The sequence below is a fragment of the Paraburkholderia sp. UCT31 genome (assembly GCF_014397655.1).
Classification (GTDB): Bacteria; Pseudomonadota; Gammaproteobacteria; order Burkholderiales; family Burkholderiaceae; genus Paraburkholderia; species Paraburkholderia tuberum.
In genome coordinates, this window is record NZ_VZQP01000008.1 from 190,684 (window position 1) to 207,003 (window position 16,320).

Below are 16,320 nucleotides of genomic sequence, written 5' to 3' on the forward strand. Positions count from 1 at the left end.
GGTGAAGCCTGGCAAGTATCAAAAGCAATAAAAAACGGCTTGGCATCGGAATGCCCAAGCCGTCTCTTTTAGCTCACGCGTTCACGCCTGCGACTTTTAAAGCCGCAGCGGATACGCATGCGACCGTATTCCCGCTTTTGCCGGAATACCGGTGTTGTACTTATTGCTTGATGAATCGGTCGTTCGCCCAGAGCCCCTCGGTATCGCTATTGGCTGAATTTACGAACTCGACGTCGTGGCCGACCACGCGCACCACGCGGAAACTCGAGTCGGTCGGAGTCGACACGCATTGATATCCGGAGAAGAATTCCTGCATCTGCTGCTGTTCACCGGCTTGCGCATGGTGATCGGCGGCATCGAGCTTGTCCTTCGATACGCAGCCATACGCATTGGCCTTGAACTGGATCGTTTGCTGCGGCTTGATCACGACGTCTTGCGCCTGAACGCTAGCGGCAGCCAAACCCGCGATGGCGAAAACAACGGCAATTCGAGTTTTCATTCGTTCCTCCGGGGCGGGCCGAAAAAATCTCGGTTAGCTATGTATTTAACTTTAACGGTGGACCCGCATCTCGCACTGTAGGAGAACCGATGAGAACGACAAGCACATCTTGTGTGCGATCGCAACAGTGGCGAATTGTCGCACCTGCTGTCGAAGCTGATTAAAGCCTGAGCACACGCTTGATCGAATGGCAATGAAATGAATAACTAAAAATCCACTCCCGCACACGGCGTAGCTGGTAAAGCTTTGCGCGCGCATTCACGTAAACGCGTAGCGTCAATTAAGCGATTTAATACAATTTAATCAATGGGTTTGTGCGTCGCACACAAAGTCATTCCACAGGCAAAAGCTGCGATGCGCAATAAGGAGGCAAGTGCAGAAAATAAACAGTGCCAGCCGTCTCTCACGGGCCTTGGTGAAACGCTTGCAACGCGCCATTGCCGAAAACGCATGAAAAAAAGCCGCGCGGCGCAAAGCCGCGTGGATAGGCGAGGGGTGGCGCGATCGCAGTGCGATGTACCCTTCGCGTGCCGCCTGAATCCAGGTGGATCTTCGTCGAGCCCATATGCGGGTACAGGCGGTGCTCTACAATGAAAACGAATCTCCTGCACCCGGAGGCTATCGTGAACGAGCACGTAATACTCGGGATTTTTCTGGTCGTTCCGCTGCTGATCGTCATGTTTCTTTTTTCCGACGAACTGTGGCAGGAGCATCGAGACCTGCACGACGGACGGCCGTTGGCAGCGCGTCGCCGACGCATCGACTGGCGGCATCCGCTACGCCGTTCGCGCGAGCGGCTCTGAGATTGCGAAGCGGGTCCCCAAAGAAAAAAAGCCTGCCACAGGGGCAGGCTGAAAAAAGAGATCCACACTCAATGCCTTGAACACAAGGCAATAGCAGTCTAGTCGCGACACGCCGATCGGTGGTTTCAACGGCTTTTACAGTTGTTACCGGGCGTGACCGTAATGCGGGGCGCGACGTTGCGTCGGCAGGCCTCGCGTCGCGCTTCAGTGGGCGCGCCAGTGCGCGCGAATCCGTTTGGCGAGCGCTTCGAGCGTGTCCGGATCGGCGACCTCGCGCGCATGCAGCTTCAGCGGTTGGCCTTCCCAGCGCGGAATCACGTGGAAATGGACGTGCGGCACTGTCTGTCCCGCCGCCGCGCCGTTGAACTGGCCGATGAACACGCCGTCAGGACGCAGTGCCGCGCGCACCGCGATCGCGAGCTTTTGCGCCATGCGCGTCGACGCGACGAGCGCCGCATCCGACAGATCGAAAATTTCCGCGACCGCTTCCTTCGGCACGACGAGCAGATGGCCGTCGGCTTGCGGCATCAAGTCCATGAAAGCCAGCGCCTGGTCGTTTTCGGCCACCTTGATGCACGGTAGTTCGCCGCGCAAGATTTTGGCGAACGGGTTGCTGTCGTTGTAGCTCATCGCGTTTCCTTTCATTTGGGCTGGGTTCGATTCACGGGTCGAGCGGGATACTTTTTTTTGCGTAGCTTCGCACCGCGGGTTTCCTATTCTCTACCCGAACGCTTACGCCACGCGTGCGGCACGCCGGATCGCTTGAGGTGGCTGGCCGAACGCGCGCAAAAACGCGCGCCGCATCCGCTCGGGGTCGATGAAGCCAGTGTCGGCTGCGATGGTTTCGATCGAATGACGGCCGGTTTCGAGCATCGTGCGAGCCGCTTCGACACGCAGCGCCTCGATCGCGCGGGCCGGCGACTGGCGCGTCTCGTCGCGAAACGCGCGGCTGAACTGGCGCGGGCTCAGATGCGCGACGTCGGCGAGCTGCTCGACGGTCAGCGGCTCGCGCAGATGGCTCTTCGCATACGACAGCGCGTTCTGGATCCGATCGGATTTCGGTTCGAGATCGAGCATCGCGGAGTACTGCGATTGCCCGCCGGTGCGCCGGTGATAGACCACGAGCTTCTTCGCGATCGCGCGCGAAACCGCGACGCCGAGGTCGTTCTCGACGAGCGCGAGGCACAGATCGATACACGCGGTCATGCCGGCCGACGTCCACACCGAGCCGTCGACGATGAAGATGCGGTCCTCGTCGACCCGCGCGCGCGGAAAGCGCCGTTGCAAATCGCGCGCATGCGCCCAGTGCGTAGTCGCGTGGCGGCCGTCGAGGATGCCCGCTTCGGCGAGCACGAACGCGCCGGTGCAGATGCTCGCGGTGCGGCGCGAGGCGGCGAGGGCGTCGTTCAGAAACGCGAGCAGCCCCGGCGACGACGGCGCGATCTCCATCGCGCCGGTGACGATCACCGTGTCGTAGGCGGGATCGCCGAACGGGCGCGTCGCGACCTCGACGCCCGCCGAGCTGCGCACCATGCCGCCGTGCTCGGAGATCACCGCGACGTCGTACGCGGGCTCGCCGGAGTCCTGATTGGCGAGTTCGAAAATCGATACCGCGACCATGTCGAGGATCTGAAAGCCCGGAAAGACCACCACGCCGATGCGTTTCATTTGCGATGTCCGGAAACGAGGGAAATACGACATTTGAGACAAAACAGTACGCGCCTAAACTCAGCTCGTCAACCCCGCCGTATCAGCGCAAAAGCCGCAAGGCGGCGAGTTCACGGATGTTCCCATTCACCGGACAGGGCGGCCGCATCATGCGCAGCCCGCAAGGAGAGCTTCAATGGCAACGCAGGCAGACAAGGGCGTACAAGGCAATTCGAACGAAGGCAAGGGTACGGCGGTGGTCACGGGCGCATCGTCGGGTATCGGCGCGGTCTACGCGGACCGGCTCGCGCGACGCGGCTACGACCTGCTGCTGATCGCGCGCGACGGCGCACGCCTCAGCAGCCTCGCCGACCGGCTGACGAAGGAAACCGGCCGCCGCGTGAGCACCGTAAGCGCCGATCTGACCAACAAGGCCGACGTGCGCCGCATCGAGAACCAGTTGCGCGCCGAGCGCGGCATCACGATGCTGATCAACAACGCGGGCGTCGGCGCGACCGCGACGCTGCTCGACTCCGACATCGATGAACTCGAGCAGATGATCGAGCTGAACGTGACCTCGCTCACGCGCCTGACGGCGGCGGTGTTGCCGGGCTTCATCGCGCGCGGTGCCGGTACGGTGATCAATATCTCGTCGATCGTCGCGCTGGCGCCGGAATTGTTGAACGGCACCTATAGCGGCACCAAGGCCTACGTGTTGAACCTCACGCAGTCGCTGCATCACGAGGTGGGCGGCAAGGGCGTGCGGCTGCAAGCGGTGCTGCCGGGCGCGACGAGCACCGCGTTCTGGGATCGCGCGGGTCTCGCGGTCGAGAACCTGCCTTCGCAGATCGTGATGAGCGCCGAGGACATGGTCGACGCGGCGCTTGCCGGTCTCGACCAGGGCGAACTGGTGACGATCCCGTCGTTGCCCGATGCCGCCGACTGGGAGCGTCTGAACAGCGCGCGTTTGCATCTGCAGCCGAATCTGTCGCGCAGCGCGCCGGCTGAGCGCTATACGCGCGCCGTGGCCGCGTAAGCCGAAGGTTGAGGAGGGCGGCGCCAGACTCAGCCGCTCACGGCCACCTGATTCTTGCCGTCGTGTTTCGCGCGATACAGGCCGACGCCGGCGGCCTCGATCAGCGTCGTGACCGGTTCGGCGGCCGACGGCACCACCATCGCCGCGCCGATGCTGATCGTGACGACGCCCTCTGCCGAGCCCGCATGGGTGATCGCGCGGTCTTCGACCGCGATGCGGATTTTCTCCGCGAGCAGGCGCAAGCCGCCCGCCGACGTGTCCGGCACGACCACCGCGAACTCCTCGCCGCCGAAGCGCGCGGCGAGATCCAGTGAATGGCCGAGGCACGCTTCGATCGTATGCGCGACGCTCTTCAGCACTTCGTCGCCGGCGACGTGCCCATAGGTGTCGTTGTAGGCCTTGAAGTGATCGACGTCGATCATCAGGAGGCCGAGGCCGGTCTTGTCGCGGGTGCCGCGGTGCCATTCGGCGGCCAGATACTGGTCGAGGTAGCGGCGGTTCGACAGGCCGGTCAGACCGTCCGAATGCGTGAGCCGCTGCAACTCCAGATTCGTCGCCAGCAGTTGCCGCTGAGATTGCCGCAGCGCGCGGTACGCCTCGTCGCGTTGCAGCAGGTGTAGGTACGAGCGCGAGTGATAGCGGATGCGCGCTATCAGCTCGATGCGGTCGGGCAGCTTCACGAGGTAGTCGCTCGAACCGGCCGCGAACGCCGCGCTTTTGACGAGCGGCTCTTCGTTGGTCGACAGCACGACGATCGGGATGTCGCGAGTGGCGGCATTCAGCCGGTATTGCCGCACCAGCGTCAGACCGTCGGTGCCCGGCATCACGAGATCTTGCAGGATCACCGTCGCGCGCGTTTCCTCGGCGCAGCGCACCGCGTCTTCCCATGACGCGCAGTAGCGAAAGTCGATGCCCGCCTCGTCGGCGAGCGCCTCGCGCACCCCCTCGGCGATGACCGCGTGGTCGCCGACCAGCAGCACCATGATCGGGCACTCGGCCGCCGGCGGGTCGGCGAGGATGCGCGCGAGCGCGTCGTCGCTGGCGAGACTGGGCGCATCCTCAGCGACGAGCGCGTGCGCCTGCGGGCTCACGTCGTCTGCGGGATGCAGCGTTGCGGCGTTCTGGGGCGGTTTAGAGGTGTCCATGTGGTTCGGCCAGGATGAAGTTCAGGGAGGGCACGTCAGCTTGCGGGGAGGCGAGGCGCTCGTTGACCACTGCCCTTGGTCAGATAATAGTCGGCGCCCGCATCAAGGCCAGCGCGGCGATCTTCCCCGCGATGCCTGGATGAAATGCAGCGCAATGCCATGCGTGGGCTCACGCGTCCAGCGTTATGCACCTGTTACAGAGTTAATCTCCGGTTACCAACTGCAGCATCTATTTCCGCGCGCGCCGGCGACAATTCGTCCATGCCTGAACGGCGGGAGCTCAATATGAAAAAGATCGCAGTGGCGTTGGTAATGGCGGGTAGTTTGACGGTGGCGGGCCAGGCGTCCGCGCACGGACACGGCGGTGATGTGGTGGGTGCGCTGATTGGCGGCGCGGTGCTAGGCGCGGTGGTCACCTCGGCGTTGACGCCGGCGCCGGTGGTCGCGTATCCGCAGCCGGTCTATGCCGAGCCCGCGTACCAGCCCGCGCCGGCTTACGTGGCACCGCCGCCCGGATATTGCTACGACCAGTATCAGCGCGCCTATGTCGCGTGCGGCGCACCGCCGCCCGGACAGTACGGCTATGCGCAACCGCAACCCGAGCCGCAGTGGTGAGCGCGGCCAGGCTCTGATGCGCGGATGATTCAGCCGAACAACGCGTAGACAAAAAGGCCGTCGCCCAATGCGACGGCCTTTTTCCATTTGAGGCACGGCTTAATGCTTGTGATGCAGCCACTCCGCGTAATGCGTGTCGAGCCAGCGCTCGAGCTTGGGCGGTCTGGACGGGTCGCGGTGACGCGACATCATCCAGATGGCAAGGCCGACCACCAGCATGACGGCGGGCCCCATCAGATAAGCGAGCATTGATTCAGGCATCGGAACCTCCGTATCGGCTTGCATCCATCTCTCAGTGTAGGCGAAGGAAGCGGGGAAAGAACGACGATGTCAAACGGTCCAGAGAAGCAAAAAAAGGCGCATTTGCGCCCGGTTTGGAAACCTGTTCTTTTGATGAATTTTCCTTTATTTGCTTAGCGTCTGGGTGAGGTCGCATTAGCCTGTGTACCATCCTGTTACCGGCCTGACGGCAAGCGTCACATGGCGCCAAAACCCATGACAATGCCGTCAAGCCGTCCCGTTCGCCGTCTACCGCGCGACTTCCATCTGGCTATCGACAAAGTCCGCCCAACTCTGAAGCATGCGACGCTGCCACGCCGCTTCGTCGGTTGCTTCACGCTTCGCGATGTCGCCCCCCGCAGCTGTTTGCTGTTCCATGTCGCGCAGATGCGACGACGCGGTGCGACGAAAGTCGTGTAGCACGAAATGCTCCACGTCGAGCCCCAATGCCTTGACTGCCTGGTTCAGCGTGCTTTTCGCGATCGGCCGATCGTCGCCCCTGACGCTCGGGAACACGAACGTCTCGCTGGTGCGCCCGCGCTGCAGCTCGCGCAGCAGCGCAACCGCCTGACGCGGCAAACGGACGACGCGGTCCTCGCGCGCGTTCAGGCGCGCGGCGGGGATCGTCCACAGCGCGTTGTCGAGATCGAACTCGACCCATGTCGATTCGACGAGGTCCGCTTTGCGTGCCATCGTCAGCACCAGCAGATGCAGCGCGAGCTTCAGCGGACGGCGGATATTGGATGTGTCGATCGTGCGCAGCATGACACCGATCTCGGCGCCGGACAGCACGCGGGTGCGGCTGTCGAAGGTCGCGATCGAGCGCGCCGGTACGACTTCCGCGGGATTGCCGGTCGCGAGCTGGCGCGCGATCAGGTATGCGTACAGGCGCTTCACGACGTTGCGCGTGTGCAGCGCCATTTTCGGCGAGCCGCGGCTTTTGATGCGCTCGCAGATCGCGACGACGTCGTCAGCGGTGACCGCGCCGATCGGCTTGTTGCCGATCGCGGGCAGCACGTCCTTGTCGAGCGCGCGTCGCGTGGTGCGGCGATATTCATCCGACTTGCCGGCCAGCGCCGTCGCGAGATAAAGCTCGGCCGCTTCGCGCAGCACGTCGGCCTTGCTCTCGGCACCGCGATCGCGCCGCGCGGTTGCGACCGGCGAGATGCCCTGCGCGACGAGCGCCGCGTACCTCTGCGCCTTCGCGCGCGCGACGCGCAGCGAAATCATCCGGTAATCGCCGATGGTCGCGAGCGGCTGACGCTTGCCGTTCAACGTATAGCGGAAGCGCCAGACCTTGGTGCCGGTCGTCATGACCTCGATCACGAGGCCGTTGCCGTCGGCGACGCAGTAGCGGGTCGCGCGCGGTTCGAGCGCGCGGATCTCGGATTCGGTGAGCGGGGTGGCGAGGCGGGGCATGCTTTGGGGACGCTGTACGTTTAGGCTCGGACAGCTGGATTCTAAACCCTTGCCCGGTTGTGTACCAAAAATCCGGCGGGTTTTTGGTCGACGGAGTGCGATTTTCGCGTGTGTGGCAGCGGCGCCGATTCGGCCGCGAGAGCCTATATGACGGCCGCATTGCGCCGACGCACAAGTTCGGCGTTACTTGCCGATACAGAATCGGCTGAAAATCACGCCGAGCAGATCGTCCGAACTGAACTCACCGGTGATCGAGTTCAGTTGATCCTGCGCGAGCCGCAATTCCTCGGCGAACAGATCGAGCGCCTGCGCGTTCTGCTCCGCATGCACGGCGGCGGTCGCCAGATGCTCGTCGGCCGCGCGCAACGCGATCAGGTGCCGCTCACGCGCGAGATAGACGCTCTCCGCGCCCGCCTGCCAGCCGGCAATCCGCAGCAGTTCGTCGCGCAGCAGCGCGACGCCGTCACCCTTCTTCGCCGACAGCCGCACCTCGCTAAGTTCGAGGTTGGCGTCGAGCGCCTGCGTCGCGGGCGCGAGCCCTGTCAGGTCGGTCTTGTTCAGCACGCGGACGACGGGCACGCCGCGCGGAAAGCGTCCGGCGATCGTTTCGTCGCCGGCCGTCATTCCGGCGCGCGCGTCGAGCAGATGCAGCACCACGTCCGCGCGCTCGATCTCGCCCCACGTGCGCTCGATGCCGATCTTCTCGACCTCGTCCTCGGTCTCGCGCAGGCCGGCCGTGTCGATCACGTGCAGCGGGATGCCTTCGATCTGGATCGTCTGCGCTACCTTGTCGCGCGTCGTGCCGGCGATCGGCGTGACGATCGCGAGTTCGGCGCCGGCGAGCGCATTCAGCAACGACGACTTGCCGACGTTCGGCTGCCCCGCCAGCACGACCGACAAACCTTCGCGCAGCAACGCGCCCTGGCGCGCCTCGCTCAGCACGTGCGCGAGACGCTCGCGTATGCGCACGAGCTTGCCGCGCGCGTCAGCGGCTTCGAGGAAGTCGATTTCCTCTTCCGGGAAGTCGAGCGTCGCTTCGACCAGCATCCGCAGCGTGATCACCTCTTCGACCAGCGCGTGGATGTCGCGCGAGAACGCGCCGTCGAGCGAGCGGCCGGCCGAACGCGCGGCGGCCTCGGTGCTCGCCTCGATCAGATCGGCGACGGCCTCGGCCTGCGCGAGGTCGAGCTTGTCGTTCAGAAACGCGCGACGCGTGAATTCGCCGGGCTCGGCGAGCCGTAGACCGAACGCGCGGCCGGCGTCGATGCAGCGCTGCAGGACCAATTGCAGCACGACCGGGCCGCCATGGCCTTGCAGTTCAAGCACGTGCTCGCCGGTGTACGAATGCGGCGCCGGAAAGTACAGCGCGATGCCGCGATCGAGCGGATTGCCGCTCGCGTCGAGAAACGGCACGTAGCTCGCGCGCCGCGCCGCGAGCGTCTGGCCGGTGAGGGCCTGCATCAACGGCTGGGCCGCCGCCGCGCCAGCGCGGCCGAACGAAATCCGCACGACGCCGATGCCTCCCCGGCCGGGCGCGGTAGCAATGGCAACGATGGAATCGGAGTCGGTCGTGAGCATGTGAAGTCGGGCGAAACGGGAGGGGAAGGGCAGGGCCGCATCGGTCGAGCCGGCGCGAGGCATTGTAACGCGCGCGCCTCGCACGGAAGGGCTGGCGACAAGGACGCGAAGCGGATGACGTGCCCGTTCGCCCTATCGTTTGAACAACTCAGATTTATCCCAATTAAGCTAGGATTATTACCGCGCTACTTGGGAATTATTGAGACTCGGCAGGAACTGCAGTTCAGGTAAAGCCAAGCCTGGCAGTCGAGAGATGAAAAAAATCAAATTCGCGCAATGCGTTATGGGGCGCGCGCTGCAAGCTAAAACTATCTCAAATAAGAGAAAACAAAGCTTGATCGGTTGTCAACTGGCTGAACTCCGAATTGCACAATCTGGCCCATGCCGACCGACAAAGAAAAAGCCGCCTTCGCCAAGAGGCTGAAGGATCTGCTGGAGCCGCTGAAAATCCGCGGCGGGACCAAACTCGCCGAGCAATTCAATCTTCGCTATTACGGCGAGCGGCCCGTGACGCCCCAGACCGCACACAAATGGCTGACGGGCACGACGATCCCGAAGCCGGACAAGTTGCGCACGCTCGCCGAATGGTTGAACGTCAAGGAGCACTGGCTCCATTACGGACCACCGCCCGGCGCCAGCGCACGACCGATGGCACGTGGCGAAAAATATCCGCCGACACCCGAAACGATCGAACTCGCTTCGAAGATCGCATCGTTGACCCCGAAGGACCGGAATCTGGTCGAGGAAATGATCGTGCGTTTTTACGGCGAAGATTCCGACGAAGAGTGAACGACGAAACTCAAGCGCAGCCGCCCGCCGCATTTCCTACAACCGCACCATAAAAAAAGCCGCCCGGTTCGCACCGGGCGGCTTTTCGTTTTGAGCTTGCGTCACGGCGGCCCTGCGGGCCGCCACCGGACGGAACATCAGGCCGGCTTCGCCTTCGAGCTGCCCATCATCCGCGTGATGTAGTACTGCTGCGCGATCGACAGCACGTTGTTCACGACGTAGTACAACACGAGACCTGCGGGGAAGAAGAAGAACATCACCGAGAACGCGATCGGCATGAACATCATCATCTTCGCCTGGACTGGGTCCGGCGGCGTCGGGTTCAAGCGGGTCTGCAGGAACATCGACACGGCCATCAGGATCGGCAGGATGAAGTACGGGTCCTGCTGCGACAGATCCTGAATCCATAGAATCCACGGCGCGCCGCGCATTTCCACCGACGACAGCAACACCCAGTACAGCGAGATGAACACCGGGATCTGGATCACGACCGGCAGACAGCCGCCGAACGGATTGACCTTCTCGGTCTTGTACAGCTCCATCAGTGCCGCGTTCATCTTCTGCGGATCGCCCTTGAAACGCTCGCGCAGCGCCTGCATGCGCGGCGTGATCGCCTTCATGCGCGCCATCGACTTGTAGCTCGCGGCCGACAGCGGGAAGAACACCGCCTTGATCAGCACCGTGAGCAGCACGATCGACCAGCCCCAGTTGCCGACATAGCTGTGGATCTTCGACAGCAGCCAGAACAGCGGCTTCGCGATGATCGTGACCCAGCCGTAGTCCTTCACCAGATCGAGACCCGGCGCGATACCTGCGAGCATCTTTTCTTCTTCCGGACCGGCGAACAGACGCGCGGACACGCTGACGGTCTGGCCCGGTTGAATGGTCGGCATCGCCTCCTTCATGCCGACGCGATACAGCGAGGGATCGATCTTCTCGGCGTAGAACTCGCGCTTCACGCCTTCCTGCGGAATCCAGGCCGACGCGAAGTAGTGCTGGACCATCGCGACCCAGCCGTCGTTGGCCGACGTCGCGAAGTTTTCCTTGTTCTTGTCGAGATCGCTGAACGTCATCTTCTGGAAGTGATGCTCGTTCGTGTAGACAGCCGGTCCGATGAACGTGTGCGAGAAGCGCGGCGTTTCGACCGGCTGGTCGTCGCGCACGAGTTCCATATAGATCTGCGGCGTCACCGGCGTGGTGCCGACGTTCTGGACCTTCGTCTCGACGCCGATCACGTAGCTGCCGCGCGTGAACGTATACGTCTTGATGACCCGGAGGCCGCCCTTTTCCGGCGACTCGAAGCTCATCTGGAACGAGTTCTGGCCGTCGGCCAGGTGGGTCGGCTGATTCGGCATCAGCGTAAAGATGTCGTTGTGATTCGGAAAGTCACCGCCGAGCAGGCCGGTGCGCGCCAGATACGTGTGATTGTTCGTCTTGTCGAACAGCGTGATCACGAGATCCGGCTGCTTGCCGTCGCCCTGCTTGACGAGCGACAGGCGCGACAATGTGGCACCGCGGGTGTCGATTTCGCCGCTATAGACGTCGGTGCCGAACTTCACGAGCTGCGATTGCTCGGCCGCTGGCGCGTTGCCCGGCGCGGCCGCGTTGGTTGTCGGCAGATCGGCCGGCTGGGTGCCCGTTGTCGTGGTGCCCGGCGCGGCGCTGCCGGCGGTCTGGGTCGGCGTCGTGCTCGGGAAGAACATCGACGGGCGTCCGTGGTCGCGTTGCCAGTTGTCGAACAGCATGACAGCTGACATGAAAAAGATGACCCATAGGACGGTGCGTTTGATATCCATGCGTTGTCTCAGTGTCGATGGAACGGCGCGTCAGCGCTTTTCAGAAGTGGGTGGCGGGACGAGATCGATGCCGCCCGCGGAAAACGGGTGGCAGCGGCAAACACGCCTCACGGCGAGATAAGTCCCGCGCGCGGCGCCATGATACTGGATTGCCTCGCGCGCGTAATCAGAGCAGGAAGGGTAAAAACGGCACCGGTTGCCGAGCATGGGGCTCACGGCAAGCTTGTAAAAGCGCAATAAAGCGAAGAGTACCGTTTGCATGGCAGGTGCGGCCGTACGGCGCCGCGCAACGTGAAGTACAGGACGACGCCCGCGCTCTGAAGCTGCCGGCGCAACGCCCGTTGCGGCGACCGTGGTGCGGGCGGTCACTGCGTCATTCCGTCCTGGGCGCCTCCGCGGGCGGCACCTGACGACGGGTAATTTCGCGCGCTGCCTTGTCGAGCAGCGCCTCGATTTCGCTGCGGCACAGCGCCTTCAACGGCGACGACGACGCGCTCGGCAAAGCTTTTTTGTCGAAACGCGTGTGTAGACGCAGCAGCACATCCCAACCGCCGAATTCCGCGCGACGCAGCCGGAAGGCTTCGCGCGCGATCCGGCGCACCAGATTCCGCGTAGCCGCGCGCGGCGCATACTTCTTACCGATCACGAGGCCAAGACGCGCCTCGTTGCCGGTGGGCCGGCCGTACACGACGAAGTGTGCGGTACGGCGCCACGGCCGCAAACGAAAAACGGATGAAAATTCATCCGTTTTTAGCAGCCTTGCGGCTTTGGGGAAGGCGGCTTGCGCTCGCAACGGAACCGAGCCCGGTTGCTGCGCCCCGGCCGCTCCCGCTTCGCCGCGGGTTTCGGTCACAGCGCGCAATCCGCTTGCCTTAGATCGCGAGGCGCTTGCGGCCCTTCGCGCGACGTGCGTTGATGACCTTGCGGCCGCCAGCGGTCTTCATGCGAACGCGGAAGCCATGGGTGCGCTTGCGACGGGTAACGGAAGGTTGGTAAGTACGTTTCATGTTGCTCTCACTTGATCGAAAAAAACCGCGCGATCATCGCTGAAAGCGCAATGGCCGGTGGTTTACTGAAATTGGTTTTCGCGGAACCCGCTATTTAAACTGGTTTTCCGTTGGCCGTCAATAGTTTAGCCGTCGTCTGGCGTAGCCGGGGGTTGCCGGACCAAGCGATCGGTCCCTGTGGATAACTCACTTTCGGGTTCGTTTTGGCGTTAGAATCTCGCCTTACTTCCCAAAAATGTTGCACGCCGCTCCGGCACGCTTGTCCCGCAGACCCTTGTGGCACAGGCGCCTGGGGCCGTTACGCCTGGCTGCTCAGGGCCTTGTTGCGCGTGCGCGACAGGGGCAGCGGCGACCGCCGTGCACACCATAACGATAGCAACTTGATGAACGAATTCTGGCAACACTGTTCCGCATTGCTGGAGCGTGAGCTTACGCCCCAGCAGTACGTGACGTGGATCAAACCCTTGGCCCCGGTCGCCTTCGACGCCGATGCGAACACGTTGAGCATTGCCGCGCCGAACCGCTTCAAGCTCGACTGGGTCAAGAGCCAGTTCTCCGGCCGCATCGCGGATATGGCCCGCGATTTCTGGCATGCGCCGGTGGACGTGCAATTCGTATTGGATCCGAAGGCCGGCATGCGTAGCCCAACGGCCGCGGCGCCGGCTCCGTCGTCGGCACGCCCGGCTTCGGCCGCGCCGCAGGGCGGTAGTGCCGGTGGCGTCGCGGCCCTCGATGCGGCTGTCGGCGCCGTGCACGCCGCGCATGCCGCGCGCGCGAATCCCGCAGCCGCGGCTGCGGCGCTCGCAGCGCAAAACGCGAATTCGCGCAGTGCCGCCGAAAACGTTGCAGATCTCGATCTGCCGAGCCTGGACGCGAACGAAGCCGCCGCCGGACGTCGCACGTGGCGCCCAGGCCAAGGCGTGGGCGCGACGGCATCCAGCGAGAGCGACTCGATGTACGAGCGCTCGAAGCTGAACCCCGTGCTGACCTTCGACAACTTCGTGACCGGTAAGGCGAATCAGCTCGCGCGCGCCGCGGCGATCCAGGTCGCCGACAACCCCGGCATTTCGTATAACCCGCTGTTCCTGTACGGTGGCGTGGGCCTCGGCAAGACACACCTGATCCATGCTATCGGAAATCAGTTGCTGATGGACAAACCCGGCGCGCGGATTCGCTACATCCACGCGGAACAGTACGTGTCCGATGTCGTGAAGGCGTACCAGCGCAAGGCGTTCGACGACTTCAAGCGCTACTACCACTCGCTCGACCTGCTGCTGATCGACGATATTCAGTTCTTTTCGGGCAAGTCGCGCACGCAGGAGGAATTCTTCTACGCTTTTGAGGCGCTGGTCGCCAACAAGGCGCAAGTGATCATCACGAGCGATACGTATCCGAAGGAAATCTCGGGTATCGACGATCGCCTGATCTCGCGCTTCGACTCCGGCCTGACGGTGGCGATCGAGCCGCCCGAACTCGAAATGCGCGTCGCGATTCTGATGCGCAAGGCGCAATCGGAGTTCGTGAGCCTGAATGAGGACGTCGCGTTCTTCGTCGCGAAGCATCTCCGCTCGAACGTGCGCGAGCTCGAGGGCGCGCTGCGCAAGATCCTCGCGTATTCGAAGTTCCACGGCCGCGAAATCACGATCGAACTGACCAAGGAAGCGCTGAAAGACCTGCTGACGGTGCAGAACCGGCAGATTTCGGTGGAAAACATCCAGAAAACGGTCGCCGACTTCTACAGCATCAAGGTCGCGGACATGTATTCGAAGAAGCGTCCGGCGAACATCGCGCGGCCGCGGCAGATCGCGATGTACCTGGCGAAGGAATTGACGCAGAAGAGTCTGCCGGAAATCGGCGAGCTTTTCGGCGGGCGCGACCACACGACGGTGCTGCACGCGGTGCGCAAGATCGCCGACGAGCGCAGCAAGGACGCGCAGCTGAATCACGAACTGCACGTGCTGGAGCAGACGCTGAAGGGCTAAACGGGCTGGCCGCACGCGACCGTGAAACAGACGTCGGCGGCAGGAAACGCTGGAAGCGGCTACGCAGTGGTTTGAATGAGGCCGCGAAAACGCTGTAAATCGAGAAACGGGCAGGGGACTCACAACCCGGCGGCGCTGTCGGGTCCGAACGGGAAATGACAAGGAACGCGACGGTAAGCGGGCAGAAGCGACGTAAAAAGCGCGGCAAACCCGTGACGAATTTGCGGCGCAACCGGCCAGAAGTGGCGGAACAACGAGCCTGCGAACCGGTAGCGCCGCGCAGCGGCGCGACAAGTCGGCGGCAGCCCGGACCACGCCCTACAAAATCGACCTGTTTATTCCCGAACTCGCCCCCATTTTAGTGAGGCGGTCCCGTTTTCAGGCACAATACAGGTTTAACCGCCCGGCGGCGACGGGCGGATTTCACGCCGTGTCGGGCGCTTTTCAGGGCGCCGACGGGGAGCCGTGGCTGCGCGCTGAAAAGCTTGTCCCGTAAGGCGTGCAGGCCGTTATATCAACGAAGGAACCCTATGCAACTGGTCAAGACCGAACGCGACAACCTCCTCAGGCCGCTGCAAACCGTGAGCGGCATCGTCGAACGCCGCCATACGTTGCCGATCCTCGCCAATTTGCTGATCACCAAGAACGGTCCTGACATATCGTTCCTGTCGACCGACCTGGAGTTGCAGATCACCACGCGCGCCGATTTCGGCGTGGGCGGCGATTCGGTCGCGACCACGGTGGCGGCGCGCAAGCTCCTCGACATTCTGCGCGCGATGCCTGACGGCCAGGTCACGCTGACGCTGAACGACAAGCGTCTGACCGTGCAATCCGGCAAGAGCCGCTTTGCGCTGCAGACGCTCGCCGCGGACGAATTCCCGACCGTCGCTCAGGCCAAAGACTACGGCGCGAGCCTGGTGGTTCCTCAAAAGACGTTCCGCCAGCTGCTCGGCATGGTCCATTTCTCGATGGCCCAGCAGGACATCCGCTACTACCTGAACGGCATGTTGCTGGTGGTGGACGGCGATCAGCTGATGGCGGTCGCGACCGACGGTCACCGTCTCGCGTTCTCGTCGATGAAGATCGAGGGCTCCTTCGCGCGCCACGAAGTGATCATTCCGCGCAAGACGATTCTCGAACTGCAGCGCCTGCTCGAAGACATCGACGACACGCTGAAGATTGACATCGCGCAGACGCAGGTCAAGTTCACGTTCGGTCAGGTTGAACTCGTGTCGAAGCTCGTGGAAGGCAAGTTCCCCGACTTCCAGCGCGTGATTCCGAAGTCGCACAAGAACAAATTCCAGATTGGCCGCGAAGAACTGCAGCGTTCGCTGCAACGCGCGGCGATTCTGACGTCGGATAAGTTCAAGGGCGTGCGCTGCATCGTCGAGCCGGGCCAGTTGAAGATCATGTCGACCAACGCCGATCAGGAAGAGGCGCAGGAAGAACTGGAAATCGCATACGACGGCGACAGCGTCGATATCGGGTTCAACGTCACGTATCTGCTCGACGTGCTCGCGAATTTGAAGGTCGACATGCTGCAGGTGAGCCTGGGTGATGCCAGCTCCAGCGCATTGATCACGATTCCCGAGAACGACGAATTCAAGTACGTGGTGATGCCGATGCGCATCTGACGCGTCCAACATCAAGAAGAACACCAAGGGGCGCAGCGCCCCTTTGGCGTTTTTATGGCGTTTTGAAAAGTCCAGAGCAGCAACCTTGCAG

At 62.9% G+C, this 16,320-nt stretch carries 17 protein-coding genes; 6 read left to right on the plus strand and 11 right to left on the minus strand.

Annotated elements, in window-relative coordinates; translation table 11 throughout:
- Nucleotides 1-160: 160 nt before the first annotated feature.
- Nucleotides 161-499, minus strand: coding sequence for a surface attachment protein Sap1 (gene sap1 / locus F6X40_RS08955; protein ID WP_018418921.1), 339 nt, complete (start codon nucleotides 497-499; stop codon nucleotides 161-163).
- Between the two features lie 623 nt (nucleotides 500-1,122).
- On the opposite strand from sap1, the gene F6X40_RS08960 reads away from it, so the two are divergent.
- Nucleotides 1,123-1,302 carry a hypothetical protein gene (locus F6X40_RS08960; protein WP_184069957.1) on the plus strand — a complete coding sequence of 60 codons (180 nt, stop codon included), beginning with the start codon at nucleotides 1,123-1,125 and terminating at the stop codon, nucleotides 1,300-1,302.
- Nucleotides 1,303-1,506: 204 nt separating this feature from the next.
- On the opposite strand, the gene F6X40_RS08965 is transcribed toward F6X40_RS08960, so the two are convergent.
- Both F6X40_RS08965 and F6X40_RS08970 read right to left on the minus strand, forming a co-directional pair.
- Complete coding sequence (locus F6X40_RS08965; protein ID WP_090805510.1) at nucleotides 1,507-1,932, minus strand: HIT family protein; 426 nt, start codon at nucleotides 1,930-1,932, stop codon at nucleotides 1,507-1,509.
- 102 nt (nucleotides 1,933-2,034) lie between these two features.
- Nucleotides 2,035-2,970 carry a GlxA family transcriptional regulator gene (locus F6X40_RS08970; RefSeq protein ID WP_187627474.1) on the minus strand — a complete coding sequence of 312 codons (936 nt, stop codon included), beginning with the start codon at nucleotides 2,968-2,970 and terminating at the stop codon, nucleotides 2,035-2,037.
- 175 nt (nucleotides 2,971-3,145) lie between these two features.
- On the opposite strand from F6X40_RS08970, the gene F6X40_RS08975 reads away from it, so the two are divergent.
- Nucleotides 3,146-3,985, plus strand: coding sequence for an SDR family NAD(P)-dependent oxidoreductase (locus F6X40_RS08975; RefSeq protein ID WP_184069921.1), 840 nt, complete (start codon nucleotides 3,146-3,148; stop codon nucleotides 3,983-3,985).
- 29 nt (nucleotides 3,986-4,014) lie between these two features.
- On the opposite strand, the gene F6X40_RS08980 is transcribed toward F6X40_RS08975, so the two are convergent.
- Nucleotides 4,015-5,130 (minus strand): diguanylate cyclase, encoded by a 1,116-nt coding sequence (locus F6X40_RS08980; protein WP_187627475.1) that lies wholly within the window; start codon nucleotides 5,128-5,130, stop codon nucleotides 4,015-4,017.
- 285 nt (nucleotides 5,131-5,415) lie between these two features.
- On the opposite strand from F6X40_RS08980, the gene F6X40_RS08985 reads away from it, so the two are divergent.
- Nucleotides 5,416-5,745, plus strand: a complete 330-nt coding sequence (locus tag F6X40_RS08985; protein WP_090802296.1) for an ecotin precursor — start codon at nucleotides 5,416-5,418, stop codon at nucleotides 5,743-5,745.
- 99 nt (nucleotides 5,746-5,844) lie between these two features.
- Here the strand turns inward: F6X40_RS08985 and F6X40_RS08990 are convergent, their stop codons facing one another.
- From F6X40_RS08990 to mnmE, 3 genes are all read right to left on the minus strand, one after another.
- Nucleotides 5,845-6,006, minus strand: a complete 162-nt coding sequence (locus tag F6X40_RS08990) for a hypothetical protein (RefSeq protein ID WP_167368611.1) — start codon at nucleotides 6,004-6,006, stop codon at nucleotides 5,845-5,847.
- A gap of 267 nt (nucleotides 6,007-6,273) precedes the next feature.
- Nucleotides 6,274-7,443 (minus strand): tyrosine-type recombinase/integrase, encoded by a 1,170-nt coding sequence (locus tag F6X40_RS08995; protein ID WP_187627476.1) that lies wholly within the window; start codon nucleotides 7,441-7,443, stop codon nucleotides 6,274-6,276.
- Between the two features lie 183 nt (nucleotides 7,444-7,626).
- The gene (gene mnmE / locus F6X40_RS09000; protein ID WP_187627477.1) at nucleotides 7,627-9,021 is read right to left on the minus strand and encodes a tRNA uridine-5-carboxymethylaminomethyl(34) synthesis GTPase MnmE; all 1,395 of its coding nucleotides are present in this window, start codon (nucleotides 9,019-9,021) and stop codon (nucleotides 7,627-7,629) included.
- Nucleotides 9,022-9,402: 381 nt separating this feature from the next.
- Between mnmE and F6X40_RS09005 the strand changes: the two genes are divergently transcribed.
- Complete coding sequence (locus tag F6X40_RS09005; RefSeq protein WP_018418931.1) at nucleotides 9,403-9,810, plus strand: helix-turn-helix domain-containing protein; 408 nt, start codon at nucleotides 9,403-9,405, stop codon at nucleotides 9,808-9,810.
- A gap of 137 nt (nucleotides 9,811-9,947) precedes the next feature.
- On the opposite strand, the gene yidC is transcribed toward F6X40_RS09005, so the two are convergent.
- From yidC to rpmH, 4 genes are all read right to left on the minus strand, one after another.
- The gene (yidC, locus tag F6X40_RS09010) at nucleotides 9,948-11,606 is read right to left on the minus strand and encodes a membrane protein insertase YidC (protein ID WP_187627478.1); all 1,659 of its coding nucleotides are present in this window, start codon (nucleotides 11,604-11,606) and stop codon (nucleotides 9,948-9,950) included.
- Between the two features lie 30 nt (nucleotides 11,607-11,636).
- Nucleotides 11,637-11,867 (minus strand): membrane protein insertion efficiency factor YidD, encoded by a 231-nt coding sequence (gene yidD / locus F6X40_RS09015; RefSeq protein ID WP_167050029.1) that lies wholly within the window; start codon nucleotides 11,865-11,867, stop codon nucleotides 11,637-11,639.
- A 112-nt stretch (nucleotides 11,868-11,979) separates the two neighbouring features.
- Complete coding sequence (gene rnpA / locus F6X40_RS09020) at nucleotides 11,980-12,459, minus strand: ribonuclease P protein component (RefSeq protein ID WP_410452391.1); 480 nt, start codon at nucleotides 12,457-12,459, stop codon at nucleotides 11,980-11,982.
- A 19-nt stretch (nucleotides 12,460-12,478) separates the two neighbouring features.
- On the minus strand, nucleotides 12,479-12,613 hold the full coding sequence (gene rpmH / locus F6X40_RS09025; RefSeq protein WP_004198824.1) for a 50S ribosomal protein L34: 135 nt from the start codon (nucleotides 12,611-12,613) through the stop codon (nucleotides 12,479-12,481).
- Between the two features lie 383 nt (nucleotides 12,614-12,996).
- On the opposite strand from rpmH, the gene dnaA reads away from it, so the two are divergent.
- Both dnaA and dnaN read left to right on the plus strand, forming a co-directional pair.
- Complete coding sequence (gene dnaA, locus F6X40_RS09030) at nucleotides 12,997-14,595, plus strand: chromosomal replication initiator protein DnaA (protein ID WP_222946028.1); 1,599 nt, start codon at nucleotides 12,997-12,999, stop codon at nucleotides 14,593-14,595.
- 530 nt (nucleotides 14,596-15,125) lie between these two features.
- Nucleotides 15,126-16,229, plus strand: a complete 1,104-nt coding sequence (gene dnaN / locus F6X40_RS09035) for a DNA polymerase III subunit beta (RefSeq protein ID WP_187627481.1) — start codon at nucleotides 15,126-15,128, stop codon at nucleotides 16,227-16,229.
- Nucleotides 16,230-16,320: the final 91 nt, after the last annotated feature.